Annotated in this window: 25 protein-coding genes and 1 pseudogene; 17 read left to right on the forward strand and 9 right to left on the reverse strand. The window is 71.4% G+C overall.

Annotated elements, in window-relative coordinates:
- Window positions 1-5: 5 nt before the first annotated feature.
- On the reverse strand, window positions 6-539 hold the full coding sequence (locus AC6JBM_RS10770) for a hypothetical protein (RefSeq protein WP_497983455.1): 534 nt from the start codon (window positions 537-539) through the stop codon (window positions 6-8).
- A 356-nt stretch (window positions 540-895) separates the two neighbouring features.
- Here AC6JBM_RS10770 and AC6JBM_RS10775 point away from each other — a divergent pair, with 356 nt between their 5' ends.
- Complete coding sequence (locus AC6JBM_RS10775) at window positions 896-2,263, forward strand: GAF domain-containing protein (protein WP_497983456.1); 1,368 nt, start codon at window positions 896-898, stop codon at window positions 2,261-2,263.
- Window positions 2,264-2,705: 442 nt separating this feature from the next.
- Complete coding sequence (locus AC6JBM_RS10780; RefSeq protein WP_497983457.1) at window positions 2,706-4,163, forward strand: SMI1/KNR4 family protein; 1,458 nt, start codon at window positions 2,706-2,708, stop codon at window positions 4,161-4,163.
- Between the two features lie 231 nt (window positions 4,164-4,394).
- Here AC6JBM_RS10780 and AC6JBM_RS10785 read toward each other — a convergent pair whose 3' ends face one another.
- On the reverse strand, window positions 4,395-5,141 hold the full coding sequence (locus tag AC6JBM_RS10785; RefSeq protein ID WP_497983458.1) for a hypothetical protein: 747 nt from the start codon (window positions 5,139-5,141) through the stop codon (window positions 4,395-4,397).
- Window positions 5,142-5,542: 401 nt separating this feature from the next.
- On the opposite strand from AC6JBM_RS10785, the gene AC6JBM_RS10790 reads away from it, so the two are divergent.
- Window positions 5,543-6,526 carry a hypothetical protein gene (locus tag AC6JBM_RS10790; protein WP_497983459.1) on the forward strand — a complete coding sequence of 328 codons (984 nt, stop codon included), beginning with the start codon at window positions 5,543-5,545 and terminating at the stop codon, window positions 6,524-6,526.
- 91 nt (window positions 6,527-6,617) lie between these two features.
- Here AC6JBM_RS10790 and AC6JBM_RS10795 read toward each other — a convergent pair whose 3' ends face one another.
- From AC6JBM_RS10795 to AC6JBM_RS10805, 3 genes are all read right to left on the reverse strand, one after another.
- The gene (locus tag AC6JBM_RS10795; protein ID WP_497983460.1) at window positions 6,618-7,124 is read right to left on the reverse strand and encodes a hypothetical protein; all 507 of its coding nucleotides are present in this window, start codon (window positions 7,122-7,124) and stop codon (window positions 6,618-6,620) included.
- Window positions 7,125-7,484: 360 nt separating this feature from the next.
- Entirely contained in the window at window positions 7,485-7,787 is a 303-nt protein-coding gene (locus AC6JBM_RS10800; RefSeq protein WP_497983461.1) for a hypothetical protein, read from the reverse strand.
- Between the two features lie 542 nt (window positions 7,788-8,329).
- A complete protein-coding gene (locus tag AC6JBM_RS10805; RefSeq protein ID WP_497983462.1) occupies window positions 8,330-9,514 on the reverse strand; it encodes an acyl-CoA dehydrogenase family protein in 1,185 nt (394 codons plus the stop codon).
- A gap of 37 nt (window positions 9,515-9,551) precedes the next feature.
- Here AC6JBM_RS10805 and AC6JBM_RS10810 point away from each other — a divergent pair, with 37 nt between their 5' ends.
- From AC6JBM_RS10810 to AC6JBM_RS10845, 8 genes are all read left to right on the forward strand, one after another.
- Complete coding sequence (locus tag AC6JBM_RS10810) at window positions 9,552-10,487, forward strand: nuclear transport factor 2 family protein (RefSeq protein WP_497983463.1); 936 nt, start codon at window positions 9,552-9,554, stop codon at window positions 10,485-10,487.
- On the forward strand, window positions 10,484-11,215 hold the full coding sequence (locus AC6JBM_RS10815; RefSeq protein WP_497983464.1) for a nitroreductase family protein: 732 nt from the start codon (window positions 10,484-10,486) through the stop codon (window positions 11,213-11,215). The genes AC6JBM_RS10810 and AC6JBM_RS10815 overlap by 4 nt, the downstream gene beginning before the upstream one ends.
- On the forward strand, window positions 11,212-11,898 hold the full coding sequence (locus AC6JBM_RS10820; RefSeq protein ID WP_497983465.1) for a nitroreductase family protein: 687 nt from the start codon (window positions 11,212-11,214) through the stop codon (window positions 11,896-11,898). Before AC6JBM_RS10815 ends, AC6JBM_RS10820 begins: the two co-directional genes overlap by 4 nt.
- Window positions 11,895-12,851, forward strand: a complete 957-nt coding sequence (locus AC6JBM_RS10825) for a zinc-binding dehydrogenase (RefSeq protein ID WP_497983466.1) — start codon at window positions 11,895-11,897, stop codon at window positions 12,849-12,851. The genes AC6JBM_RS10820 and AC6JBM_RS10825 overlap by 4 nt, the downstream gene beginning before the upstream one ends.
- A complete protein-coding gene (locus AC6JBM_RS10830; RefSeq protein WP_497983467.1) occupies window positions 12,848-13,561 on the forward strand; it encodes an enoyl-CoA hydratase/isomerase family protein in 714 nt (237 codons plus the stop codon). Before AC6JBM_RS10825 ends, AC6JBM_RS10830 begins: the two co-directional genes overlap by 4 nt.
- A gap of 3 nt (window positions 13,562-13,564) precedes the next feature.
- Window positions 13,565-14,032, forward strand: a complete 468-nt coding sequence (locus AC6JBM_RS10835) for a MaoC family dehydratase (RefSeq protein WP_497983468.1) — start codon at window positions 13,565-13,567, stop codon at window positions 14,030-14,032.
- Window positions 14,033-14,156: 124 nt separating this feature from the next.
- Window positions 14,157-14,480: an aldo/keto reductase gene (locus tag AC6JBM_RS10840; protein ID WP_497983469.1), complete on the forward strand. Its 324-nt coding sequence runs from the start codon at window positions 14,157-14,159 to the stop codon at window positions 14,478-14,480.
- Between the two features lie 173 nt (window positions 14,481-14,653).
- On the forward strand, window positions 14,654-15,442 hold the full coding sequence (locus tag AC6JBM_RS10845) for a hypothetical protein (protein WP_497983470.1): 789 nt from the start codon (window positions 14,654-14,656) through the stop codon (window positions 15,440-15,442).
- 360 nt (window positions 15,443-15,802) lie between these two features.
- Here AC6JBM_RS10845 and AC6JBM_RS10850 read toward each other — a convergent pair.
- Window positions 15,803-16,845: pseudogene (locus tag AC6JBM_RS10850) on the reverse strand (helix-turn-helix domain-containing protein).
- Window positions 16,846-17,046: 201 nt separating this feature from the next.
- On the opposite strand from AC6JBM_RS10850, the gene AC6JBM_RS10855 reads away from it, so the two are divergent.
- On the forward strand, window positions 17,047-17,544 hold the full coding sequence (locus AC6JBM_RS10855) for an aldo/keto reductase (protein WP_497983471.1): 498 nt from the start codon (window positions 17,047-17,049) through the stop codon (window positions 17,542-17,544).
- Window positions 17,545-17,563: 19 nt separating this feature from the next.
- On the opposite strand, the gene AC6JBM_RS10860 is transcribed toward AC6JBM_RS10855, so the two are convergent.
- The 3 genes from AC6JBM_RS10860 to AC6JBM_RS10870 are packed head-to-tail and all read right to left on the reverse strand — an operon-like array spanning window position 17,564 to window position 19,613.
- The gene (locus tag AC6JBM_RS10860; RefSeq protein WP_350617598.1) at window positions 17,564-18,079 is read right to left on the reverse strand and encodes a flavin reductase family protein; all 516 of its coding nucleotides are present in this window, start codon (window positions 18,077-18,079) and stop codon (window positions 17,564-17,566) included.
- Window positions 18,076-18,891 carry a VOC family protein gene (locus AC6JBM_RS10865; protein WP_497983472.1) on the reverse strand — a complete coding sequence of 272 codons (816 nt, stop codon included), beginning with the start codon at window positions 18,889-18,891 and terminating at the stop codon, window positions 18,076-18,078. Before AC6JBM_RS10865 ends, AC6JBM_RS10860 begins: the two co-directional genes overlap by 4 nt.
- A complete protein-coding gene (locus tag AC6JBM_RS10870; protein WP_497983473.1) occupies window positions 18,888-19,613 on the reverse strand; it encodes an enoyl-CoA hydratase/isomerase family protein in 726 nt (241 codons plus the stop codon). Before AC6JBM_RS10870 ends, AC6JBM_RS10865 begins: the two co-directional genes overlap by 4 nt.
- Before the next feature lie 192 nt (window positions 19,614-19,805).
- Between AC6JBM_RS10870 and AC6JBM_RS10875 the strand changes: the two genes are divergently transcribed.
- From AC6JBM_RS10875 to AC6JBM_RS10895, 5 genes are read left to right on the forward strand one after another with little or no spacing between them, the layout of a single operon-like run.
- Window positions 19,806-21,332, forward strand: a complete 1,527-nt coding sequence (locus AC6JBM_RS10875) for an ABC transporter substrate-binding protein (RefSeq protein WP_497983474.1) — start codon at window positions 19,806-19,808, stop codon at window positions 21,330-21,332.
- Window positions 21,333-21,334: 2 nt separating this feature from the next.
- Window positions 21,335-22,189: an ABC transporter ATP-binding protein gene (locus AC6JBM_RS10880; RefSeq protein WP_497983475.1), complete on the forward strand. Its 855-nt coding sequence runs from the start codon at window positions 21,335-21,337 to the stop codon at window positions 22,187-22,189.
- A complete protein-coding gene (locus AC6JBM_RS10885) occupies window positions 22,186-23,109 on the forward strand; it encodes an ABC transporter permease (RefSeq protein ID WP_497983476.1) in 924 nt (307 codons plus the stop codon). Before AC6JBM_RS10880 ends, AC6JBM_RS10885 begins: the two co-directional genes overlap by 4 nt.
- A gap of 5 nt (window positions 23,110-23,114) precedes the next feature.
- Window positions 23,115-23,990 (forward strand): ABC transporter permease, encoded by an 876-nt coding sequence (locus AC6JBM_RS10890; RefSeq protein ID WP_497983477.1) that lies wholly within the window; start codon window positions 23,115-23,117, stop codon window positions 23,988-23,990.
- A complete protein-coding gene (locus AC6JBM_RS10895) occupies window positions 23,987-24,778 on the forward strand; it encodes an ABC transporter ATP-binding protein (RefSeq protein WP_497983478.1) in 792 nt (263 codons plus the stop codon). The genes AC6JBM_RS10890 and AC6JBM_RS10895 overlap by 4 nt, the downstream gene beginning before the upstream one ends.
- The last annotated feature ends 3 nt before the right edge of the window (window positions 24,779-24,781 follow it).

Below are 24,781 nucleotides of genomic sequence, written 5' to 3' on the forward strand. Positions count from 1 at the left end.
GTCCGTTAACCCTCTCCGCGCCGGCGCACCGACGGACGGCGAACCTGTCGCCGGCCGGCCTTCACCAGCTCCTCGTCCTCGTCCTCGTCTTCGTTCTCGCCCTCCTCCTCGTCCTCGTCGGCGTAGTCCTCCTCGTCCGGCTCTTCGGCCCTTGGCCGCGTGCGGCGCGTGCCCCTGGCCGCGCGGGTCCGGCGGGCCGGGGTCTCCTCGGGCTCCTCTTCTTCCTCCGGCTCCGGCTCCTCGGCCCCCTTGCCGGCTCGTTCGCGCAGCCGGTCGCTGAGCGAGCCGATCCGGCCGGTGACCGCCGTTCGCGCGGCGTCCTTCGCGGCCGAGACCAGCGGTGCGCCCATCTCGCCGAGCTTGCCGAGCTCCGGCGTCGACTTCAGGGCGCGAAGGCCGTGGTCAAGCAGGGCGCCGGGCCGGCTGAGCCGGCCGGACATGGCGGCCGCCGCCAGCAGCAGGCCCCAGCGCAGCTTGCGCTGGCGTCCGAGCAGGTAGCCGGCTCCGGCCGCCAGGGCAACCTGTGTCTTGCAGTTCATGGCCTCTCCCTCGGCGTGTGGCCGACCGGCACCTGGCCTGTACGACGCCGTCACGGTGGACGGCCGGCGTGAAGATGAACTGGCGTGTGAGCCTCACAGAACCGGCCAGCTACCCCCAGCCCCTAGGGTGAAACCGTGAATCGGTTCGCCGGCCCCGACGCCGCCTGGCCTCCGTCCGCATCGCCGCGGGCCGGATCGCGGCCCGGTGCTAGGATGATCGGCGTCAATCGATAGCCGTTCGGCTGGCACCATCGAGCCGATCGGTCGATGCGATCCGGGTATCGCCTCGCCGTCGAATGAATAGTCAGTCGTCGCTGTCTGCCGGCGCGGCCGATCGGACCGGCCGGGAGGGTGCCGTGATCGACGTGCTCAACGCCGCCGCCGTGGTGCGGGACGCGGCCCGGTTGCACGCCGTCGTCGCCACCGGTCTGCACGCGCAGCCGACGCCCTGGTGCGACCGGCTCGCCGAGATGGCGAGCCGGATACTGCAGGTGCCGGTCGTCCTGCTCGTCCTGGTGGAGCGGACCCGGCAGATCATGCCCGGATCGGTCGGGCTGCCCGAGCCGTGGCAGCGGCGGCGGGAGACGCCGCTGACCCACTCCATCTGCCAGTACGTCGTCGGCTCCGGCCGCCTCCTCGCGGTCGCCGACGTGCGGCGTGACCCGGTCCTGCACACCAGCCACGCGATCCGTGACCTCGGCGTCGCCGCCTACGCGGGCGCCCCGCTGCGCGGCCCCGGCAACCAGGTCGTGGGCGCGCTGTGCGCCATCGACGTCGAGCCCCGCGCGTGGACGACGGCGGAGCTGAGCACCCTGCACCGGCTCGCGGCCCGGTGCGCGCGCCGGCTCGGGGCGCCGGGTGAGGCCCAGCCGGCCGGGCCCGACGCCGGCGCCGTGCTGTGGACGCCGGCCTTCCCGCCGGCCCTGACCCTGGACCGAAGGCCTCCGGCGCCCGGCGGCACCGGCGAGTTGGCCCTGACCGGCCGCTGGAACGGCGAGCCCGTCACCGCGATCGTCCGGACCGCGGACAGCCCCGATGCCCTGCGCCGATTCCGCCGCCGCGCCGAGATCGCGACGGCGATGCGCCGCGACCCGCCCCGGGTGCCGGTCGAGGAGCATCGCTGGCACGACGATCGCGTCCTCGTCGTCAGCCGGGCCGTGGGCGAACCGCTGCACCAGCGCCCCGACCGCCGGCCGCGGCTCGGCGGCGGCGAATGGGCGGCGGTCGTGCGCGCCGCCGCACTGCTGTCCACCTGGCAGCCGCAGGCCGAGGACGCCCGGCGGTGGACCGTCGACTACCCCGCGTGGATCAACCGGTACGAACGTGCGGGCCACCTCACGCCCGACGAGGCCGGGCGGCTCACCGCGCTGCTGCGCCGCTGCGAGCAGGACCGGACCTTCGCCCACGGCGATCTCACCCTGCGCAACGTCATCCGGCTCCCGTCACGCCGGCTCACGCTGACCCGCTTCGGCGACGGCGGGATGTACCTCGCCGGGTGCGACCTCGCCGCGCTCGCGCACGCCGCCCCGGACGCGGCGTGCCGCCGGGTGGTACGGCAGCGTGCGGTCGAGGCCGACATCGTCGAGCCGTTCGCGATCAACCTGCTGCTGCGGGCGGCGGGCCAGGCTGCCCTCGCGCGGCCGGCGGTCTCGGCCGACCGGTTCGCCCGCCTGCTCCAAGCCCGGCGCGACGCACTTGGTCTGCTGCGGGACCTCGGCGTGTGAGGCCTCCGCGCCGCGGGCGGGGCGCTCGCGGCCCCGCCCGCCGTCGTGTCGGACATCATCGGAATTTTCCGTTGCCGTGCCGATCGGACTTCGGCGCGGCGATCGGGTGACTACCCGCCCGGCGGCGCCGAACCTCACACCACCGGGCGATGTCAGGACCGGACGGCAGCGCGACGCCGGCGGAAAGCCCGCGCGATCGCGACGACGGCGGTCGCTGCCAGCAGTACCGGGCACCAGCAGGCCCAGCGCGAAGGTCGCGCCCTGTGCGAGCGCCGGCCAGCGGGCCGGAAACGCCGCGGGGGCGGGCACCGGGCCGCCGAACCGCCCCTCGCCGAGCAGGCCCTGGGCGATGTCGATGGAGCTGACCGCGGCCGGCGGGTCCAGCAACCGACCTGCGTGGCGCTGTGATCCTGGCCGTGCGCGCGGCTGAAACAATCCCGGTGTGACCGAGATTGACGAGGTTCTGCACCGGTTAGGCAAGGCGTTTGTGGCGGGTCTCCGGCAGCCCGGCTACCAGCTGACCACCGTGCATTCCTGGGGTCACCGAAGCCAGACGTACACCATGGCGGGTGAGCCGGCATTGCTCGGCCGCTGGAACAACCTGGACCTCAGCAATGCCATGGCGGCGCTGCCCAGGGTTGCCGGTCAGGATTTGACGGTCGAGATGATCGGCGACCCGAACGGGACGTACACGATCCACTGGTCGTGGGCTGTGCCATCCCTGCCTGCCCGGATTGTCCTCGACGAGCAGTACCGCATGCCCGGACATGAATTGCCGCCGGCCCGTTCACCTGGTGTCGCCAATACCAGTGTCACCGATTTCTCGGTGCTGGCCGAGGTCGAGCGACTGGTCGACGAGTTCGTCGCGCAGCATCATCCGCAGGGGTACGCACCGGGCTACTCCGAGGAGGAGATCCTTGCCGCCGAACAACAGCTCGGGGTGCGGCTGCCGGAGGATCTGCGGGCACTCTACCGGCTGGTCCATGACGACAGCGGCGAGTCGGGACTGCTCGACCCGTTCGTTCTCGCACCTCTTGACGTGCTCGTCGAGTGGAACCGCAAGAACCATCCCGGCTACCACGACGGCCCGTTCGACGACGCGGTGATCTTTGACTGCGTGCCGAGCGGGCACGTGCGCCGAGTGTCGTCGAGCAACGGCTGGGTCACATTCGCTCGCGACTACGGCATGAACTTCGCGGCCGTCGACCTCGATCCAGGACCGCTAGGCCGCATCGGGCAGGTTGTCAGGCACGGACGAGACGTGTGGTCGCCGGTCGAATACGTCACCGCCTCGGTCACCGACTTACTCCGCCGCGCGATCGCGACGCTTGACGACGAGCGCCCGTCACCGCCGGACCCCGAGATCACTGTGGAGAGCATCGCGGACCTGCCGGTAACGGCCCAGGGGGTTGTGCTTCGCGCGAAAGGCCCAGTTCGTGTCGCCGACTTCGAGCCCTTCACGAACCTTCGATCCATTGTGATACGTGGGAATGCGCCACTGGTGGACATGACGCTTTCCGCCAGATTGCCGGTCGAACGCCTGCTAGTGGAGGCGGCACGATGGGAATTCGCTGCGCTGCCGCCGACCATCATCGACATCACCCTGAGCGGCAACGACGGGTCGACGCCGGTCGCCGATCTGGCCACCCTGCCGAACCTGGTCCGTCTAGATCTGTCCGGGGCGACGGTGCCGGACATCGAGATGATCGCCGCGTTCCCCGCATTGCGAGTGTTGACCCTCAACTGCCGTCAGTGGACGGAGCTACTGGCCACCGGCTGGAAACCGGCTCAGCTGGCCGCTGCCGGACTGGGCGGCTCCGCCGGAGTGCGTGACGCTGCCCGCTGGTTGCAGGCCTTCGGCCACCAAGGCACCTTCCACACCCTTACCGGCGGTCACTGAACGTCAAAGTCAGGGTGCACAACACCTTGTCACGTCCGCGCACCTCACGGAACAACACCCGGCACCCCCAACATCATGATCACGTGCGCGGACATGCCACCCCGTTGATGCGCGCCGCTGGGCCAGTGCTCGTCACGGACGGCGACTGGCCCGGAGCGGCAAGGGGCTTCCTGTCCTTCCGATGAGAGGGCACCCGATCATGTTCGGCGAAGTCGCGGAATGCACGCGGTGCTACGCGTTCCACAAAGCCGGATCGTCGTAGTGGTTCTTGGCGCCGGTGCGCAAGACCGTCCGCAGTTGGGCGAGGCCTTCGGTGTCGGCCGGAAGCTGCAGGCGCTCCAGCAGCATCAGCGCATCCGCCGGTTGAAGGTCGCCGTAAACCGACTGATAACCGGCCAGCAGACCGCGGTACACCGCCGGGTGCAGTTCGACGACTGTCGCGACGGCTCGGAAGATGTCGTGCTTGTTGGCCCAGCGGACCGTGCCGGAGTCTTCCAGCACGTGGCGTACGCGGCGGTGCAGTGGGCCGTGGGCGAGATCAGGCAGGCGGTCGTTCGCCGCGAGTCGGCGTACATCATCGCCGAGTAACGCGGCGAATGCGGCCTCGGAGGTGCCTCCGATGAACCAGTACGTCCGTAGGGACAACCGCAGATACTCGATCGGATCGGCTGCTTCCAGACGTGTACGGCAGCCAGCCCAGAAGGCGCTGATGACCGCCGGGTCGGCATGGCCGCAGACGTATGCGTTCAAATGGACCAAGACCTCGAACGCGCCGGTCAGGTCCAGCAGGCCCAGCGCGGTTTGAACTCGCTGCACTACGCCCGATTCGCCGTCGTAGATCATGCCGTACGCACAGGCGAAAGCTACGTCGTCGTTCGACATCTCCGTCACGCCGGACAGCCATCGACCGGGGCTGAGCGGTGTTATACCTGCCTCGGCCAGCCAGTGCAGGGCCAGATCCGCATCCGAGGTGCGCATTCCGCGGAGTGTGCGCGCAACTGGGGTAGATGTCCACGGGATATCAGCCGGTCGCACTCGTCTGAATTCCATCTGATCCTGCAGGTGGCTCAACGCGGGTGGGCCGATGCTCCGAGGTATCCTCATCTGCCGCAGACGTCGCGCGCCTGCAGCAGTAGAAGATCGTCACGCTTTGTAGCGCTTTCCGCCGACACGTCTGCCACGGCTTGCGCAGGCTGCGAGTCGCGCGCATGGAACAGGAGGCCTGCACTCGAATCGGGATTGGCGCTAGACCACGTTGGCGGCTCGAGCACCGACGCAGTCTCGTGGCCGCATGCCGGGCGGGTTGCGGGTGTCGAGCCGTCGAAGAAGTCGCGGCCGGGCCGATCACCGACCCTTGACGGGAGCGCTACGGTACGGCGGTGAGTAGCAGGGTCAACTACGTCGTGGTCCGCGGCGGCGAGTACACCGTGTATTCGCTTGGCGGCGGCTCGGGCGAGGCGATCGACTACAACTTCGCGACCGGTCCGGACGTGGTGCTGCGTTGGCTGGCACACCTGGGCGAGTGCGCGGACGGTCATTGGTTCAGCGATGTCATGTGCGACGGCGGTGCGCTGATCGATGTGGACCGGCGGGTGCTGCTGCTGTTCAACCGTCCGTACAACTTGATGCGGTATCGGGTGGCGATGCTGGAGGCGTATGCGGCGACGTGGCCGGGCTGGGAGATTCGGTGGGCCTACGACGGCGTTGCCGACCTGATGGCGTACGTCGGGGTCGACCCGGCCGCGGCACGCGACGACGAGCGGCCTGAGCCCACCGAGCGCAACGAGTTCGGGCCGGACGACCTCGTAGCGGCCGTTGTCACCATCCGCGGCGCTGACGGCCGGGTGCGTCTGTACGGATTGAACGCCGACGGGGCGTGGCGGCGTTGGCGGATGGGCCCTGACCTCGTCGAGTGGGTCGCCGCCGGGCCCGAGCTTCCCGACTCCGCCGACAACCCACCGACCGCCGGCTTGGACCTTGACCCGGCCGCGCGGTGGGCCGGGCTGTGGAGCGTGGAGCCGTTGCACGGGCTGCGGCAGCGCTGGGCCGAGCTGTGGCCCGGGTGGACCCTGGAGTTCTGGGGCGACGACTGGGCCCGTCAAGCGGTCCACGACCCGGACCGGCTCTACGACTCGATCACCCCCCACGTGATCACCCACTGCCGCGGCATGCTCGCAGAGCGGGTGCAGGGCTACTGGCCGGTCCGCTCGACGATGTTGCGGAGAGGGGTCACCGTGGACGAGTTGCAGAGGTTGTACGACCAGGACTTCGGCGGAGTCCGCAGCCGGCTCGATGCCGACGTCACCGCGCAGGAAATCGAGCACATCGCAGCGCTGCTTCGTGGCCCGCAGGCGATTCCGTAGCGTGCGCGGAGGTGCCGCACGTCGCTCACCGTGGCGGCGGCCGTCGCTTACCTCGTGTCGTCCCGATGAGCGACGGGTTACGGAGATCGGATCACCAGGGCCAGTCGTTCATCAAGGCATCGGCGTGCTCGTCTGGCCAGACCACGAATGCCGCAGCCGCTGAATCGTCGAAGACCAACTGCGGCCCGGCTATCGGCGCCAATGCACATACTGCACGCAATACCGCCGCTGCGCTCGGCTTGCGGAACGACACCGTCTCCACCGCGGCATCCGCCGGAATCGGCTGCAGGCTGCTGGTCCCACCGGCGCAGTACACGCTGACCTCACCCAGGTCGTGTCCTCCGAGGCTCGCGCAGGTGCCCGCATCCGGACACTCGGGCAATCGCGAGCCCGCCTCCTCGCCCAGCAACCTGAACCAGTTCGTCCCATGGCAACCTGCCGACCGGAAGGCGTCCAGAACTTCGGCGGCCGAAGGCAGCGGCACAGGCTCGGGCGCGTGATCGGGCGCACCACGCACCGATTGCACCGATGCGAGCCACTCCGACAGCCCGTCCCGCGAGAGACAGTGCAGCGATACCACCAGCAACGACCGACTCACCACCGCAGTGTCGTCGCTTGGCGCTCTCCGGGCCAACAAGGCCGTGCACATCCGGCCTGATCGATCCGGGGCAAGTGGGCTGCGCCGACGCGCTGCGTGCATTCTTATCGGGCCATGCTGTGGCAACGATAGAGAAAGCGGGCCGTGGCCTTCGGATCCAGTTCGACGATGGGGCGCGCTGCGTGAGGCCCAGAGCCGATCAGCTGCTCGGGCCAGAGATGCGCTCCTGAGCGGCTTCACGGACGGGCATTGGATGTGTTGGCGACCAGGCGAAGAGTGCTTCGAGACCTGGCATGGCGCGCGCTCACGCCCGCACGGCCCGGGTATGCCTATGGGTGGCGGCGGTCGGCGGAGATTCGGCTACGGCGTCTCTTCCGCGGCGTTGTCGGTTGCGCTGTCGGTGAGTGGAATCGATAGCATGCCCGGGATCCGCCGGTCATAGCGTTCGATCTCCAGCTCTGCCTTGCGCACCTCCAGTGCGGTCTGCCGGTTCTGCTCCTCAGCCAGCTTCGCCTTCGCCTGCTCCAGCTTGACCTTTTCCTTGGCCATCGCCAATTTGAACTCGTGCCGGCGGGACTGGAGGTGCTGCACGAAGCCCGCGGTACCGCCGCCGAAGAGGAACAGGAATATGACGATGTACCAGAACACGTCGTCGAACTTCACGGCGCCTCCGTAGGCCGGGCGACTTTCCTGGGGCGAGTTGACGGAACCGCGACGCGGTAAGGCCACCATATGGGGATGCGTCAAGTTCGATGGCCCGAATGCACGGCAAGTCATCGCCGCCGAGGGCCGGGGTGCCCGCGAGTACGTCGCCGAAATGTGCCGGATGCGTGAGGGATCAGTCTCCTGAGTGGCCGCAGAAGTGGATGTGGTCGGGCCGGCCGTCGCGGTAGCTGATGACGTACGTACCGATCCACCGGTCTCGTTCGCCGGCGGCGTCGGCACTCATCCATGCCTGTACCTGGCCCGTCGAGGGAGTGACGGTGCCGACGTCGCGACCCGGTGCGTACGTTCCCCAACGCGTTGCTGGGTCGTCTCGTAGGCTTCCGACGGTCGCGGAGGCGGGCCGTAGCCTTCGGATCGAGTTCGGCGAAGGGGCGGTCTGCCGGCATGCCGAGGCCGATGAGGTGTCCGGGGCGCAAAATCGCGGTCCCTGAACGGGCGCCCCGGCGAAGAGGCCTTCGAGGACCTGGCGTGCCTCGCTCCTAGCCCTTGAGCAGCTGCCGTGCCATCACGATGCGCTGGATCTGGTTCGTGCCCTCGTAGATCTGGGTGATCTTCGCGTCGCGCATCATGCGCTCCAAGGGGAAGTCCCTCGTGTAACCGTAGCCGCCCAGCAGCTGCACCGCGTCCGTCGTCACGGCCATGGCCACGTCCGAGGCGAAGCACTTCGCGGCCGCGCCGAAGAATGTCAGGTCCGCCGCCTCGCGCTCCGAGCGGCCCGCCGCCGCGTAGGTCAGCTGGCGCGCCGCCTCCAGCTTCATGCCCATGTCGGCGAGCATGAACTGGACGCCCTGGAAGTCGGCGACGGGGCGGCCGAACTGCCGGCGCTCGCGCACGTAGTCCCGCGCGTGGTCGAGGGCGCCCTGTGCGATCCCCACGGCCTGGGCGGCGATGGTGATCCGGGTGTGGTCGAGGGTGCGCATCGCCGTGGTGAACCCGGTGCCCGGCTCGCCGATGATGCGGTCGGCGGGGATGCGGACGTTGTCGAGGTACACCTCGCGCGTCGGGCTGGCCTTGATGCCCAGCTTCTTCTCGGGGGCGCCGAAGCTCACACCCTCGTCCGACCGCTCGACCACGAAGGCCGAGATGCCGGCTTCGGTCGCGGCGAAGACGGTGTAGTACAGCGCGACGCCCGCGTTGGTGATCCAGCGCTTGACGCCGTTGAGGACCCACGTGTCGCCGTCGAGCACCGCGCGGGTCTTCATGCTCGCCGCGTCGCTGCCCGCGTCGGGTTCGGAGAGGCAGTACGCGAACATCGCCTCGCCGCGGGCGACCGGCGGGAGGTAGCGCTCGCGCAGCGCGGGCGACCCGGCCAGGAGCAGGGGCATGGTGCCCAGCTTCGCGCCGGCGGGGATCAGCGACGACGCGGCGCAGGCCCGGGCGACCTCCTCGACCACGATGACCGTGGCGAGGGCGTCCGCGCCGGGGCCGCCGTAGGCCTCGGGGACGTGCGGGGCGTGGAAGTCGGCGGCGCGCAGGGCATCGAAGGAGGCCTGCGGGAACTCGCCGGTCTCGTCGGCGGCCGCGGCGTTGGGGGCGACCTTGTCGTCGCAGAGCGCGCGCACGGCCGCGCGGATGGCGTGATGCTCCTCGGACAGCTCGAACACGACCGGACAGTACCAGCCGGTCGGTATGCCACGGCAGTCTTGTATCGGCCCAGGTCGCATGGTAGATACCTTCCAGTCGGTATTAATAGGAGGCGCGGTGACCAGGGCGACTCGGGCGGGCATGGAGTTCATCAGCGCGCTCGACCAGGGCAGCCTCGGCGGGCTCGGCCGGCTCTGCGCGCCGGGGGCGACCTGGTGGGTCGACACCGGACCCGACCGGCTCGGCGGCGACCCTCGGCTCGCCCCGGACGGCAGCGGCCGCTTCCCGCTGCACGGGCGCATGGCGATGGACCGCAAGCTCGCCCTCATGCGCGAGCAGGGGCCGGGAGCGTTCCCGGCCGGCTGCCGGCAGATCCCGCGCCGCGTGGTCGTCGGCGACGACTGGTGCGTCATCGAGGTCGACGGCCACGGCGTGCACGCGAACGGCCGTACCTACGCCAACCGCTACGGCTTCGTCTTCGACGTCGACGAGCGGGGCGCGATCACGTCCGTGCGCGAGTACCTGGACACCCTGCACGCCCAGGACGTCATCGGCGACGGCGAGCCAGTGCCCCGCACCAGCCTGGATCACGTGCCCGAGGCGGGCGAGCCGCTGCCGGAGCCCGCGGGGGCGATGTGGCCGGCGCTGGCCCGCGGGGACATCGACGCGTTCGCGGCGCTGTTCGCCGAGGACGCCACCTGGTGGACGGACTCGGGGCGGGACCGGCGGCGCGGGCGCCACCACGGCACGGGCGACATCGACGCGAACGGCCCCTTCCACGGCACGGTCGCGATGGCCGACAAGCTCGCCCAGATGCGCCGGCGACTCGCCGACGGCGCGTACCGCTCGGCCGCCGTCACCGTGACCCCGCACCGCTGGCTCGCCGACGACACGCTGGTCGCCATCGAGGCGAGCGGCGACGCGCTGCTGAGCGACGGCGGACGGTACCAGAACCGCTACCTCTGGATCGTCGACGTCCGCGACCACGGGATCGCCGCGGTCCGGGAGTACTGCGACACCCTGCACCTCGCCGACCTGATGGGCCTGCTGTGAACTCCAACGACCTGCGCCACGTGCTGACCACCACCCGCGCGATCCGGCGCCGGCTCGACTACGACCGGCCCGTGGATCTCGCGGTGCTCGGCGAGTGCCTGCAGCTCGCCCTCCAGGCCCCCACCGGCGGCGGTGCCGAGGACTGGCGCTGGGTCGTCGTCGCCGATCCCGCGCGCAAGGCCGATCTCGCCGCGCTGTACCTCGAGGCCTACCTCGAACACGTCCACAAGCCCCTGCACAGCCACGAGGGCACCGCCCACCGCACGGTCCAGGGCCGCCTCGGCGGCGTCGGCGCCGACGGCCGGGTCAACCCGCGAACCGCGCGGATCCTCGACGGGGCCGAGCACCTGGCGCACAACATCGGCCGGGCGCCGTACCTCGTCATCCCCTGCGCCACCCGCCCGAACCCGGCGCACGGCGGCGCGGGCACGCACTCGGCGGTGTACGGCTCGCTGTACCCGGCGATCTGGCAGTTCAACCTGGCGCTGCGGGCCCGCGGGCTCGGCACCTGCATCACCACGCTCCACCTGCACCACGCCGAGCGGGCCGCGGCGCTGCTCGGCATCCCCGCCGACGCGCTGCAGATCACGCTGCTGCCCGTCGCGTACACCGTCGGCACCGACTTCCGCCCCGCCGCCCGCCGCCCGGTCGGCGAGGTCGCGTACCTCGACCGGTGGGGCACGCCGCTGCCCTACGAGGACCAGCCCTGGGGAGAGACCCACGCATGAGCGATCCCGTCATCCGCGACATCGACGAGGTGCTGAGCACCACCCGCGCCGTGCGCCACCGCATGGACTTCGACCGGCCCGTCGGCCGCGAGGTCGTGGAGGAGTGCCTGCGCCTCGCCCAGCAGGCGCCGATGGGCTCCAATCTCGAGGACTGGCGCATCGTCTGCGTCGACGATCCGGTCCTCAAGAGCAGACTTTCGCAGCTGTACTCCGAAGTCTGGTACGAGACCGTCGAGGCCCCCCTGGCCAGCGGCGAGGCCGCGACCGTCACGCGCCTGTCCCCGTCGGTGCGCCCCGACCCCGTCGCCGCGGCGCGGCAGCAGCGGGTGCTCGCGGCGGTGAAGTACCTCGTCGACCACCTCGCCGAGGTACCGGTGCTCGTGATCCTGTGCAGCACCAAGCCGATCCCCGAGCGGCCGGTCGGCGGGGCCGCGTCCGGGTACTACGGCTCCGTCTTCCCGTTCGCGTGGTCCTTCCAGCTCGCCCTGCGCTCGCGCGGCCTCGGCTCGGTGATGGCCACCGCGATGGCGCACAAGGCCCGCAAGGTCCAGGCGGTGCTGGGCCTGCCCGACGACTGGCGCCCGATCACGCTGCTGCCGGTGGCGTACACGAAGGGCCTCGACTTCCGCCCGGCCGCCCGCGCCGAGCTCAAGGACGTGGCGTTCTGGAACGGTCCGGCATGAGGGCCGCCTATGTGGCCGAGCCGTCGGCCGAGGACCCGGCCGGCGCCGTGCGCGTCGGCGAGGTGGCGGTGTCCGAGGCGCCGCCGGGCTGGGTCGGCGTCGACGTGCGCGCCGGCGCGCTCAACATGCACGACGTGTTCACCCTCCGCGGCGTGATGACGCCCGCGGGCCCCGGGCCGCACGTCATCGGCAGCGACGCCGCGGTTGTCCACAATGGACGGGATTTCGTCGTGTACCCCGTGCTGCCGGCCGAGACCGGAGGCCGGACGGTCGCCCACGCCACCCTGCTGCCCGACGCCGGGCACGGCGTGCTCGCCGAGCGCATCGTGGTGCCCGAGGCCCATCTGGTGCCCAAGCCGGCCGGACTGTCCTGGGAGGAGGCGGCCTGCCTGCCGACCGCGTGGCTGACCGCCTACCGGATGCTGTTCACCAAGGCGCAGGCCGGTCCCGGGCGGGTCGTGCTCGTCCAGGGCGCCGGCGGGGGAGTCGCGACCGCCGCGACCGCCCTCGCCGTCGCGGCCGGTGCCACGGTCGTCGTCACGTCCCGCTCGGCGGCCAAGCGCGAGCGGGCCCTCGCCCTCGGCGCGAGCGCCGCGCTGGACAGCGGGGCCCGGCTGCCGCAGCTCGCCGACATCGTGGTCGAGACCGTCGGGCCGGCCACGTTCGAGCACTCGATGGCCTCGACGCGCGCCGGCGGCACCGTCGTCGTCTGCGGCGGCTCGACCGGCTTCACGGCGCCGCTGCAGCTGGCCCGGCTCTTCGCCCGCGAGGTGACCGTGTGCGGCTCCACGATGGGCACGCTGGAGGAGTTCCGGGCGCTGGTCGAGTTCGTGGACGCGCACGGCATCCGGCCCGCGGTCGACAGCACCGTGGAGCTCGACGGCGTGGGACGGCAGGCCGGGCGCATGCTCGCCGGGGACGCGTTCGGCAAGCTCTGCGTGCGCGTGTCATGAGCGGGCCCGTCGAGATTTCCCGGCGCGGTGCCGCGCTCTGGGCGCGCATCGACCGTACCGATGCCGCCAATGCCTGCGGCTCCACGGTCATGGCGGGGCTGGAGTCGTGGCTGTCCCGGGCCGGCGAGCCCGGCGTGCGGGTGCTCGTGCTGACCGGGACCGGCCGGCACTTCTGCGCCGGCGCCGACATGGTCGAGGGCACGGCGCTGCTCGGCGACCAGCCGGCCCTGCGCGCGTACCTCGACCGGGGCCGCCGCCTGGTCCGCGCGGTGCGCGCCAGCCCGGTGCCGACCATCGCCGCGGTCAACGGCGTCGCGTTCGGGGGCGGGCTGGAGCTGCTGCTGGCGTGCGACCTCGCGATCGCCGCCGACACCGCCCGCATCGGCGACCGGCACATCGCCGCCGCCCAGGTGCCCGGCTGGGGCTCCAGCGTGCTGCTGCCCCGCGCGATCGGCCCGGCCGCGGCCCGGCGGCTGCTGCTCACCGGCGAGACCTGGACCGGCCTGGAGGCCATGGCCAACGGGCTGGTCGGCGAGTGCGTGCCCGCCGACGCCCTCGAGTCCCGCGCGACCGCCCTCGCCGAGCATCTGGCGTCCCTCGACCCCGCGGCCGTGGCGCGCATGCTGCGCGTGGCCCGTCCCGTCATCGACGAGGCGGAGTGGGACCGCGAGTGGCAGACCCTCACCGAGCATCTCGCGTCCCAGGAGTAGCCCATGCGTACCCCGCACAAGACCACCGCCGCGAACCCGGACGCCCTGCTGGAGCTGGTCGGCGCCGAGCTCGGCGCGAGCGGGACCCGGATCGTCACCCAGGAGCAGGTGAACGCCTTCGCCGACGTGACCGGCGACCACCAGTGGATCCACGTGGACGTGGAGCGCGCTCGCTCGGGCCCGTTCGGTACGACCATCGTGCACGGCTTCTTCACCCTGGCCCTCGTCCCGCTGCTGCTGGCCGACATCCTGGAGGTCGAGTCGTACTCCATGGGCGTCAACTACGGCCTGGACCGCGTCCGGTTCGTGAAGCCGCTGCCGCCCGGCACCGAGATCCAGGCGACCGCAACCCTGGTGTCGGCGACCCCGATCGACGGCGGCGTCCAGGCGAAGGCCGCGGTCGTGGTCGAGTTCGCCGCCGACGGCCAGACCTGCTGCGCCGCCGAGTCGGTGTTCCGCTACTACGCCTGACCCTGCGATCCTGCCGGGGCGCCGGCTCGGCGTCGGCGCGCAGGGTGCTGTCGGACCTGCCGGGGTCGAACAGCCCGGTGATCGCCACGATCACCGGGCCGTAGCTCTGTGCCGCCATCGTCTTGTGGGTGTCCGGGCTGAGCGCGGCGCCGAGGGCGCGCTTCTTGCGCATGGCGTCGACGAGGTCGCTCGTCCAGCGCCGCAGGGCCTCCCGGGGCTCGTGCGCGGCGAGCAGGTCGGGCAGATCCTCGGCCGCGCGCTCAAGGACTTCGCCGACCGCGACGAGGTGGTCATCGCCACCAAGCTGCGCCATCCGATGCGGCCGGGGCCCAACGGCCGGGGGCTCTCCCGTAAGGCGATCATGGTGGAGGTCGAGCACAGCCTGCGGCGGCTCGGCACCGAGTACATCGACCTGTACCAGATCCAGCGGATGCCAGCGCGGCGGTGACCCGCAGGACGCCACCTCCGGCTACGCCGAACTCGAGCTCCGCCGCCTCGCCGGCTAGCGGCTACTGCCGCTTTCCCGACATCACAAGTCGTTCAAAAGTGGGCTGCAAGTCGCCATCTCTAGCCTCCTGACAGGCCGTGATCGCCGGGCCCGTCAATTGGAGGACAGACATCATGAAGCACATAGCGGTCGTACTCTCTGCAGCGATCGTGCTCACCGCGCTCGCCGGCTGTGGCGTCGAGATCCCCTCGACGCCCGGCCAGGCCCGACCGGTGTCGGCGGCCCCGTCGCGGCCGCCGAAGGAGGTCCTCGCCGACTCGCTGCAGGTGCTGGACCGCACGGCGTACAACTTCGCGATCAAACAGGGCGACAAGAGCGGCGGTGGCCGCGTCGACCCCGGCGCCCACGCCGCCTTCCTGGAGCAGAGCGGCGACGTGGCCCTGCCCGACGGCAGCACCATCCACGTCTCGGTCGCCTACACGATCGTGGCCCCCGATTTCTACATCCAGGCCGACTTCGGCGAGCGGATCAACCAGCACTACGGCATGGTCCCGGGCACCTGGATGAAGATCGACCAGAAGAAGATCACCGGCACCGCGATCCCGATCGACGAGGCCGGCAACCCGGAGCCCGGCATCGGCGAGCTCCTGGCCACCCTCGGGGACGTGCAACGCCCCGACAAGACCCGTCTGGCCGGCACCGTCGACCTGACCGGCGTCGAAGGCATCATGGCCCCGAGCGAGCAGGCCGTGAAGAACGCCGGCGCCAAGGCGTCGTCCGTCCCCTTCACCGCCACGCTCGACGATCGCAACCGCCTGACCGGCATCCACATCGACGGCTCCAAGCTCGACAAGAACCTGAGCACGGAGCTGACGTTCACGGGCTACGGCTCGGTCGCCCCGATCACCGCCCCGGCCGACGCGGTCGCCGCCCCCGACGCGGTCTACGAGCTCATCGGCTGACCCGCCCCGACGCCACTACCCCGGCTTGGACGCCGGGGTAGTGGTCTTCTCGAGCCGTCCGGCGGGCGCGCTCGTGGTCCTGGTACTCGAACTGGTGGCTGCTCGCGGCCCGCTTGGCGTCCGCCGCGTTCGCCTTCGGGGGAAGGCGTTCTTGGCGTGCTCGAAGTACCAGACGGCATGCAGGAGCGTGTTCTTGCACTGCTGCAGCGAGCGCAGCGCGTTGCCGCGGAGGCTGTCGGCCCGCTGCGCGTTCGTCATCGGCTTCAGGGCGATGGCAGCAACAGTCTTGCGATCACCGGGAGCGTTGAGAACGACGGCGGTGTCCGTCGATGTCCGCGCCTGTCCGGACCCGGCGGACAGTCAGCTCATCAGCTCCCGCTGCGCCGGACAGAACGCGAGGCAGGCGTCACGAAGGTCCTTCGCCTCGCGTACGCCGGTGCCCTCCACACCGGCGAGGACCTCAGCCGCGCGCCACCAGTTCGATGGGACGATCCGTCCCGAGGTGACTGCCGACAGCGCTTCGGCACTGGCCTCGTCCGGCCGGTCGGCGGCCAGCAGCGCGAGGGCCAGGTCGAGGCGGGCGGACGCGACCCGGTGCGGACGCGGGACACCGCCGGGCTCGGACAGCAGCTCGTCGATGGCGGTGCGGGCGAACTCCTCCGCGGCCGGGTCGCCGACCCAGGCCAAGGTCGTAGCGGTGTACGAGATGGCCTTTGCCGGGTCGTAGCGGTAGTGATGCTCCGCGTGCTCCGGCGTGGACAGGTTGCTCACCAGCCGCGCGACCCGTTCCAAACCATCGCGGGTCTCCCCGGCGTTGCCCATCCGTGCCCAGGCGCGGCCCTCCTGGGCGGTCGCCTGGATTCGGCGGCCGGTCGCTGCCGGAGGTCGATGTGCAGCGTGGCGGCCAGGAGCGAGAGCCAGCCGCCGACGACGAGCAGGCGACGGTGAGCGTCGATCGTCATCCGTGCGTCGACCAGACCGGTCACGTAGCCGAGGTACCGCCGGACCTGCGGCACCAGGTCGGCCGGCGGGGTGGCGGCGTAGCTCATCGCCATCCGGTCGGCCGCCTGCTCAAGGCGGGTCAGGGTGCCATCGCTGACGTCGCTCGCCTCGACCCGGCGGGCCAGCTCGATGGCCTCCAGCTCCGCGTCAACGGACGGAGCGGCAGGCGGTACGGCAGGCTGTGGCTGGACCAGGGCGACGAGCGATCCCCCGGCGTCCAATGCCTCATCGAGCCGCTGCGCTACTTCGACGGTTGGCGCGGCTCGGCCGGTAGCGAGGTCGTGGACGTAAGTTTTGCCCTGGTAGACCCGGGCGGCGAGCGCCCGGTACGAGATGCCCCGCGCCTCAAGCAATGCGCGCAGCAGATCACCGAACCGTGGATCGACCTCGTTGCGCGCCATCGACGTTTCCCTCGTCGGACACCGCGAATCTAGCACCCCAGAGGGTCCGCAGCCCGGCCGAAGCCAGGGTTGACGCCCAGCGCCGCCAAAGGCTGCTAGCCGCTAACGCCCAGATCAGCTCACGTTTCAGGTGCTAGCACAGGTGCTAGCGCTAGCAGCCTCAGGTGCTAGAACTAGCATCGCGCCGCCACTGTGCATTCGGTGAAGCTTTGCAACCTGCTGGCCCGCGAGGAGGAGCGCGAGATGATCCCGCTCTGCCTCGACGAGGGCGTCGGCACCCTCATCTGGAGCCCGCTCGCCCGTGGCCGGCTCGCCCGCGCCTGGGACGACGCGAAGTCGACCGCCCGGGCCGCGACCGACGGCGGCTTCGCCGACATGCTGTACACGCCCGCCGAGGAGGCCGCCAACCGCGCGATCGTCGACGCCGTCGGCACGATCGCGGCCGAGCGCGGCGCCACCCGGGCCCAGGTCGCCCTGGCCTGGCTGCGCGGGAACCCGGTGGTCACCGCCCCGCTCGTCGGCGCCAACACGATCGCCCAGATCAACGACGCCGTGGCCTCGCTGGACATCGACCTCACCGTCGAGGAGGCCGAGGCCCTGCGGCGGCCCTACACGCCGCGGTACGACTTCCAGGGTGTCTCCGGCGGGGCCGAGATGCAGCGCATCCGCGACAGCATCCCGGGCTACGCCAACGCCTGAGCGGGCACCGCGCTGCGGGTCACTCCGCGATGTCGGCGTTCGGGGCGACGAACCGTCCCCGGTAGAACGACAGCGCGGGGACCCGGGACGGCTTCAGGTGGACGTGGTCGATGTCGAGCAGGACGATCACGTGGTCGCCGCTCGTGATGACCTCGTCGCGCCGGCCCGCCAGGACGGCCGGGGTGGCGGGCAGGAGGGGCACGCCGTCGGGGCCCGGGACCCAGGCGACGCCGCCCAGCTTCTCGGGGCCGGTCAGGCCCGACGTGGCGAAGCGCCGGGCCACGTCCTCCTGCTCCTGGCTCAGGATGTGGATCGCGATGCGCTGCGACTCCATCAGCACGCGGAAGCTCGACGACGAGGTCGCGACGCAGAACAGGACCTTCGGCGGGGTCAGCGACACCGAGGTGAAGGAGTTCACGGTCAGCGCGGCCACGGCGCCGTCGGTCGCGACGGCGGTCACCGCGGTCACCCCGGTGGGGAAGTGCCCGCACACCTGGCGGAACTCGGCCGAGTCGAACAAGGGCTCAGTCATCATCGTTGCACCGCCGGGTCGGAGGGGTGATCGGGGCGCAGCCCGCCTTCGAGTTCGATCAGGCACAGCGTGTGCCCGCCGGGGTCCTTCACCAGCTGCAGACGGCCGTGGGGGCTGTCGACCGGGCCGACGGTCGGGGTGCCGCCGAGCGCGGTGACGCGGGCGAGGGCCGCGTCGAGGGACGCGACCGTGAAGTACGTGATCCACTTGGACGGCAGCAGGTTCGGCCACTCGTTGTCCAGCTCCAGCACGCCCGCGACCGGGACGTCGCCGAGCATGAGCACGGTGTAGGGCCGGGCCGTGGGGGAGTCGTCGCGCTGCTGGGTGGTGTAGCCGAAGAGGGAGCGGTAGTACTGCACCGAGCGCTCGGGCTCCCCGGTGTCCAGCTCGTTCCAGCACAGGGCGCCGACCGAGTTCAGTGCCTGGACGCCGGCCCGCGACTCGCCCTGGTAGAGGCCGAAGACCGCGCCGAACGGGTCGACGACGACCGCGCCGGTGCCGGCGGCCGGGAGGTAGCGGGGGCGGGTGACCAGCTCGCCGCCGAGGTCGACCGCCTGGCGGGCGGAGCGCTCGATGTCGTCGACGGCGAAGTAGGTGATCCAGCCGCGGGGGCGGCCGCCGTGCAGGGCGGCGGCGTCGGAGATGCCGGCGACGTCGCGGCCGGCGACGCTGCACATCCGGTACGTCCCGCTGCCGAGCGGCTCGTGACGTACCGACCAGCCCAGCAGGGCCGCGTAGAACCGCTCGGCCTTGTCCGGGTCGGGGGTGCACAGCTCGACCCAGACGGCCTCACCGGCGTGGAAGCGGTGGTTCATGCGTGAACCTCCCGGGATGTGATGGTCGCGGCGGAGATCTCGTAGGCGCGCTCGGGGCTGCCGGTGGCCAGGCTGGCCTCGACGACCCCGACGACGCCGCGCAGGGTGTCGCCCGGCACCGCGGCGAGGGCGGCGACCACCTCGTCCACCGCGGCGTCGAGGTCGTCGTCGGGCACCACGCGGGCGACCAGGCCCCAGCCGAGCAGGTCGGCCGCGGCGGCCTCGGTGACGCCGGTCAGCAGCGCGTAGGCCTGCGGGCGCGGCAGCCGCCGGGCGATGGTGAAGCCGACGCCGGCCGGGGCGAAGCCGAAGCGGACCTCGGGCAGCGTCAGGCGGGCGTTCTGCCCGGCGATGGGCAGGTGGAGCGCGGCGAGCAGCCCGGCCCCGAAGCCGATGACCCGGCCGCGGACGGCGGCCACGACCGGGACGGGCAGGTCCCGGATGCGGCCGAGCTGGGCGTCGCTGTCGCGCAGGCCGGCCGCGACCGACTCCGCCGTCGCGCCCGCGAGGCCGGCGAACGAGGAGGTGTCCCAGCCGCCGCAGAAGTGCCGACCGGCCATGTCGAGCCGCACGACCGCGCAGGCCGGATCGGCCGCCGCGGACTGCATGGCCGCGACCAGCTCGCGCAGCGCGTGGTCGTCGAAGGCGTTGCCGCGCCCGGCGTTGTCGAAGCCCACCCGGGCGACGCGGCCGTCGTGTTCGCGGGTCAAGGTGATGGGCACGGCCGGATCATACATACCAGTCGGTATGAAGGCAATGCAGGCCTCTGACCGGCGGTTTGTCACATCGATGTCACGGACGCGATACCGGTTCGACCTGTTGACTTGATACCGGCTGGTCGGTACTTTGTGGCGAGCGTCACGGGCTCGATTCGCAGTGACACATCAGCCTCATCGCTGTGAAGGACATCGATAATGATGAAGCACCCCCGACGGTCGTTGTCGCTGGTCACCACGGTTGCCGTGGCAGCGCTCGGCCTGGCCGCCTGCGGCGGCACCACGGACTCCGGCGCCAGTAGCGGCAACACCCCCAGCACCGCCCCGATCCGGGCGCTGCTGGCCGCCCAGCCGGCCACCCTCGACCCCATCGTCGGCGCGCGCTCCGCCCAGATCGTCTGGGCGACGATGCTCGAGCCGCTGATCAACACCGACTCGTCGCTCAAGCCGGTCGACACCGGCATCGTGACGAGCTGGACCCGCACCGACCCGACGACCTGGACCTTCAAGGTCCGCGACGGGGTCTCGTTCAGCAACGGCGAGAAGGCCGACGCGGCCGCCGTCGCCAACACCCTGACGCTGACCCGCGACGCGCCGTCGTCCCAGCTGAAGTCGTACTTCACCAACGTCGCCAGCATCGAGGCGCCGGACGCGACCACGGTCGTGATGAAGACGAAGACCCCGCAGTACAACTACCCCGACCTGCTCACCACGGTCTACCTGGTGCCGCCGGCCTACTACAAGGAGAAGGGCTCGGAGGGCTTCGCCGCCGAACCGATCGGCACCGGGCCCTACGTGTGGGCGGGCGCCCACGCCGGGCGCGACATGTCCGTGAAGAAGAACGACAACTACTGGGGCCCGAACAAGGCACAGAACAGCGGCATCACGTTCACGTGGGCCAACGAGGCGTCCCAGCGCCTGGCCCTGATCCAGAGCAAGAGCGTCGACGTCTCCTTCGACCTGCCGCCCGCCCAGACGAGCGAGGCCAAGAAGGCCGGCATCAACGTGGTGAGCACCGAGACCGCGATGAAGATCATCGCGTTCCTCGACTCGACCAAGGCGCCGTTCGACGACCCGAAGCTGCGGGAGGCGGCCGCCCTGGCCATCGACCGCGACGCGATCGTCAAGGGCATCTTCGACGGCCAGGCCGTCGCCGACTCCGGGCTGCTCAACATCAACCCGGGCTCGAAGCCGGCGTCGAGCGTGACCGCCGACCCGGCCAAGGCCAAGGAGCTCGTCGGCTCCGCGGCGCCGGCCGTGCAGATCACCTACCCGGCCAACCAGTACACCAACATCGCCGAGGTCAGCCAGGCCGTCGGCGGCGCGCTGGAGAAGGCCGGCTTCAAGGTGAGCTACGTGCCGATCGACTACGGCACGCTGGTCAAGCGGGTCGTCGGCCGTCAGGTCCCCGGCATCGCGATCTTCGCCGGCGTCCCGAACGTCGCCTCGCCCGACTACTTCGTCTCCGGCTTCATGCGGACGAAGTCGATCACCGGCAACTGCGCCGACCCGCAGATCGACGACCTGGCCACCAAGGCGCTGGAGCAGAACGACGCCGCGGCCGCCGCCCCGATCTACGAGCAGCTCAACACGATCGGCGTGGTCGACAAGCACTGCTACGTGCCGCTGTACCGGCAGATCTTCAACTACGCGACCGGCGCCGGGGTCAAGGGCGTGGTGTTCGGCCCCCTGAACACCGTCGACTTCACCAAGACGACCCACTGACGATGCCCGAGGCAGCGAAGACGGAGGTGGCGGGCCGCATCAGCGACGCGGCCCGCCACCCCGGCACCCCCGAGACCGACGCACCCGTCCTGGTGGTCGACCAGCTCGTCGTCGACCACCGCAACCGCACGACCGGCGAGATCTTCCGGGCCGTGGACCACGTGTCGCTGCGCATCGAGGCCGGCGAGAGCGTGGCGGTCGTGGGCGAGTCCGGCTCGGGCAAGACGACACTCGCCCTCGCCGCGACCGGGCTCGGCCCCCGCGGCGGGGGCGACATCCGCCTGCTCGGGCACTCGCTGTCCTCGGTCGGCCGCAAGCAGCTGCGCCGGCTGCGGCCCGAGGTCCAGGTGGTCTTCCAGGACCCGCACGGATCGCTGGACCCGCGCCAGTCCGTGCGCTCCGGCCTGAAGGAGCTGCGGGCACTGCAGCCGGAGCGGACCGCCTGGATCGACGACGCGGACCTGCTCGGCCGGGTCCGGCTCGCCCCCGAGCTGCTGGAGCGCTACCCGCACCAGCTCTCCGGCGGCCAGGCCCAGCGGGTGTGCATCGCCCGCGCCCTGCTCATGCGCCCGCGGCTGATCGTCGCGGACGAGCCGACCTCCGGGCTGGACGTCTCCGTGCAGGCCGACGTGCTGGCCCTGCTGCGCGAGATCCGCACGGCGACCGGCGCGGCCCTGCTCATGATCAGTCACGACCTGGCCGTCGTGCGCTCCGTCTGCGACACGGTGCACGTGATGTACCGCGGCCAGGTGGTCGAGTCCGGCCCGTGCGAGCGGGTCTTCGCCGAACCCGAGAACGACTACACGCGCGAGCTGCTGGCCGCCATGCCCGGCGCGCGCTGGAGGGCCCGCCGATGAAGGCCACCACCGTCCGCCGCATCGGCGGCCGCCTGGCAGCGCTGCTCGCGTCGCTGCTCATCGCGCTGAGCATGGCGTTCCTGCTCGGCCGGCTGTCGGGCGACCCGACCGCCACCATCCTGGGCCCGATGGCCCCGGAGGAGCAGCGCATCGAGCTGCGCCACGAGCTGGGCCTCGACCGGCCGCTGCTCGTGCAGTACCTCGACTACCTCAAGGGCGTCTTCACCGGCGACCTCGGCCAGTCGCTGCAGTTCTACCAGCCCAACACCTCCATGATCATGGACCGGCTGCCGTTCACCCTGCAGCTCGTCGCGGCCGGCATGGCCCTGGCCGTGCTCGTCGGCGTCCCGCTCGGCGTGCTCGCCGCGACCCGCGAGGGCACCTGGTGGGACCGGGCCGCCTCGACCCTGGCCCTGCTCGGCCAGTCGGTGCCGGTGTTCTGGTTCGGGATGATGCTCGTGGTGCTCTTCGCCGTGCGGCTGGGCTGGCTGCCGGCCGGGCAGTCGGGCACCCCCGCCCATCTCGTGCTGCCGGCGCTGACGATGTCCGTGTACCCCATGGCCCAGATCGCGCGGCTCACCCGCGCCTCGATGAGCGACGCGCTCGCCGAGCCCTACATCGACTCCGCCCGCGCCCGCGGCATCCTGCGGCGCCGGGTCGTGTGGCGGCACGCGTTCAAGAACGCGATGATGCCGATCCTCACCATCGTGGTGCTGCAGACCGGCATTCTGCTCTCCGGCGCGGTCGCGGTGGAGTACGTCTACTCCTGGCCCGGCCTCGGCCAGCTCGCGCTGCAGGCCATCCAGTTCCGCGACTTCCCGCTGGTGCAGGCGATCGTGGTCTTCGGGGCCCTCGTCTTCGTCCTGCTCAACCTGCTCGTCGACGTCATCCACTCGATCGTCGACCCGAGGGTGAGGTGACCGCCGTGACCGAGGTCGCGCTCGCGCCCGATGTCCGCCCCGCCGCGCCGAAACGACGCCGGACCTCGGCGTTCTGGCTGGCGGTACCGATCGCCGTCATCGTCGTGGCCGTCTTCGTCCTGCCGCTGACCGGCCTGCTGCCCGACACCGGGCAGGACCTCGCCGCCACCCGGCGCCCGCCCGGCTGGCTCGGCGGCGGATCCTGGTCGCACCCGCTCGGCACCGACAAGCTCGGCCAGGACGTGCTCACCCAGTTCGTCTCCGCCGGCCGGCTCACGATCGTCATCGGCCTGGTCGGTGCGCTCGTCGCGATCGGCCCCGGCACGCTGCTCGGCCTGCTCGCCGGCTATTTCCGCGGCTGGGTCGACCGCCTCATCTCCATCCTCATCGACGCGCAGCTGGCCCTGCCGTTCATCCTCATCGCCCTGGCGATCATCTCCAACCGGGGCAGTTCCCTGCCCGTGCTGTTCCTGGTGCTGTCGCTCACCGGCTGGGCGATCTGCGCCCGGGTCACCCGCTCGGCCACGCTCGCCATCCGCGAGCGGCAGTTCGTGCTCGGCCTGCGCGCCGCCGGGGCCTCCGAGGCGCGGATCGTGTTCCGGCACATCCTGCCCAACCTCGCCGGCACCATCGTCGCGCTCGGCACCCTGCAGATCGGCACCGCGATCCTCGTGGAGAGCGCGCTGAGCTTCCTCGGGCTCGGCGTCGTCCCGCCGATGATCAGCTGGGGGTCGCTGCTCGCGTCCGGCCAGAACGAGCTCAGCCAGGCGTGGTGGATCGCGTTCTTCCCCGGCCTGGCCATCACGGTCCTCGTCGTGCTGGTCAACCTGCTCGGCGACGCCCTGCTCACCCACCACGACCCGCGGAAGAGGCAGCGATGACGAGCCTGCTGGATGTCGCCGGGCTGTCCATCACCGCCCGGGTCGGCGACCGGGACGTGCCGCTGCTCGACGACGTCGACCTGCGCATCGGCCGAGGCGAGATCGTCGGCGTCGTCGGCGAGTCCGGCAGCGGCAAGACGACCCTCGCCCGGTCGGTCGTCGGGCTGCTGGAGCGCAACGTGCGCGTCGAGCGCGGCTCGATCGAGCTGTCCGGCGAGCAGATCGTCGCCCCCGGCGCCGACCGCACCGGCAAGGTCCGCGGCACCGCGGTCGGCATGGTCTTCCAGGACGCCTCGCGCTCCCTGAACCCGCTCATGAAGGTCCGCACCCACCTCGCCGAGGTGCTGCGCCGCCACGTCCCCGGCATCACCAAGGCCGAGGTCGAGCGGCGCTCGGTCGAGGTGCTGGAACAGATGCGCATCACCGACACCGCCCGGGTCCTGGCCGCCTATCCGCACCAGCTCTCCGGCGGCCTGCGCCAGCGCGTCGCCATCGGCCTCGCCGTCGTCACCCGGCCCTCCCTGGTCATCGCCGACGAGTGCACCACCGCGCTCGACGTCACCACCCAGACCAAGGTCGTCGGGCTGTTCCGCACCCTGGTCGACGAGCTCGGCATCGGCCTGCTCTTCGTCACCCACGACCTGATGCTCGCCAGCGACCTGTGCGACCGGATCGCGGTGATGAGCGCCGGCCGGGTCGTGGAGCAGGGCGACGTCACCCATGTGCTCGACCACCCGGAGCAGGAGTACACCCAGCGCCTGCTCGCCGCTATCCCCTCCTGGAGCTGACAC

This window comes from Dactylosporangium thailandense (assembly GCF_059739745.1).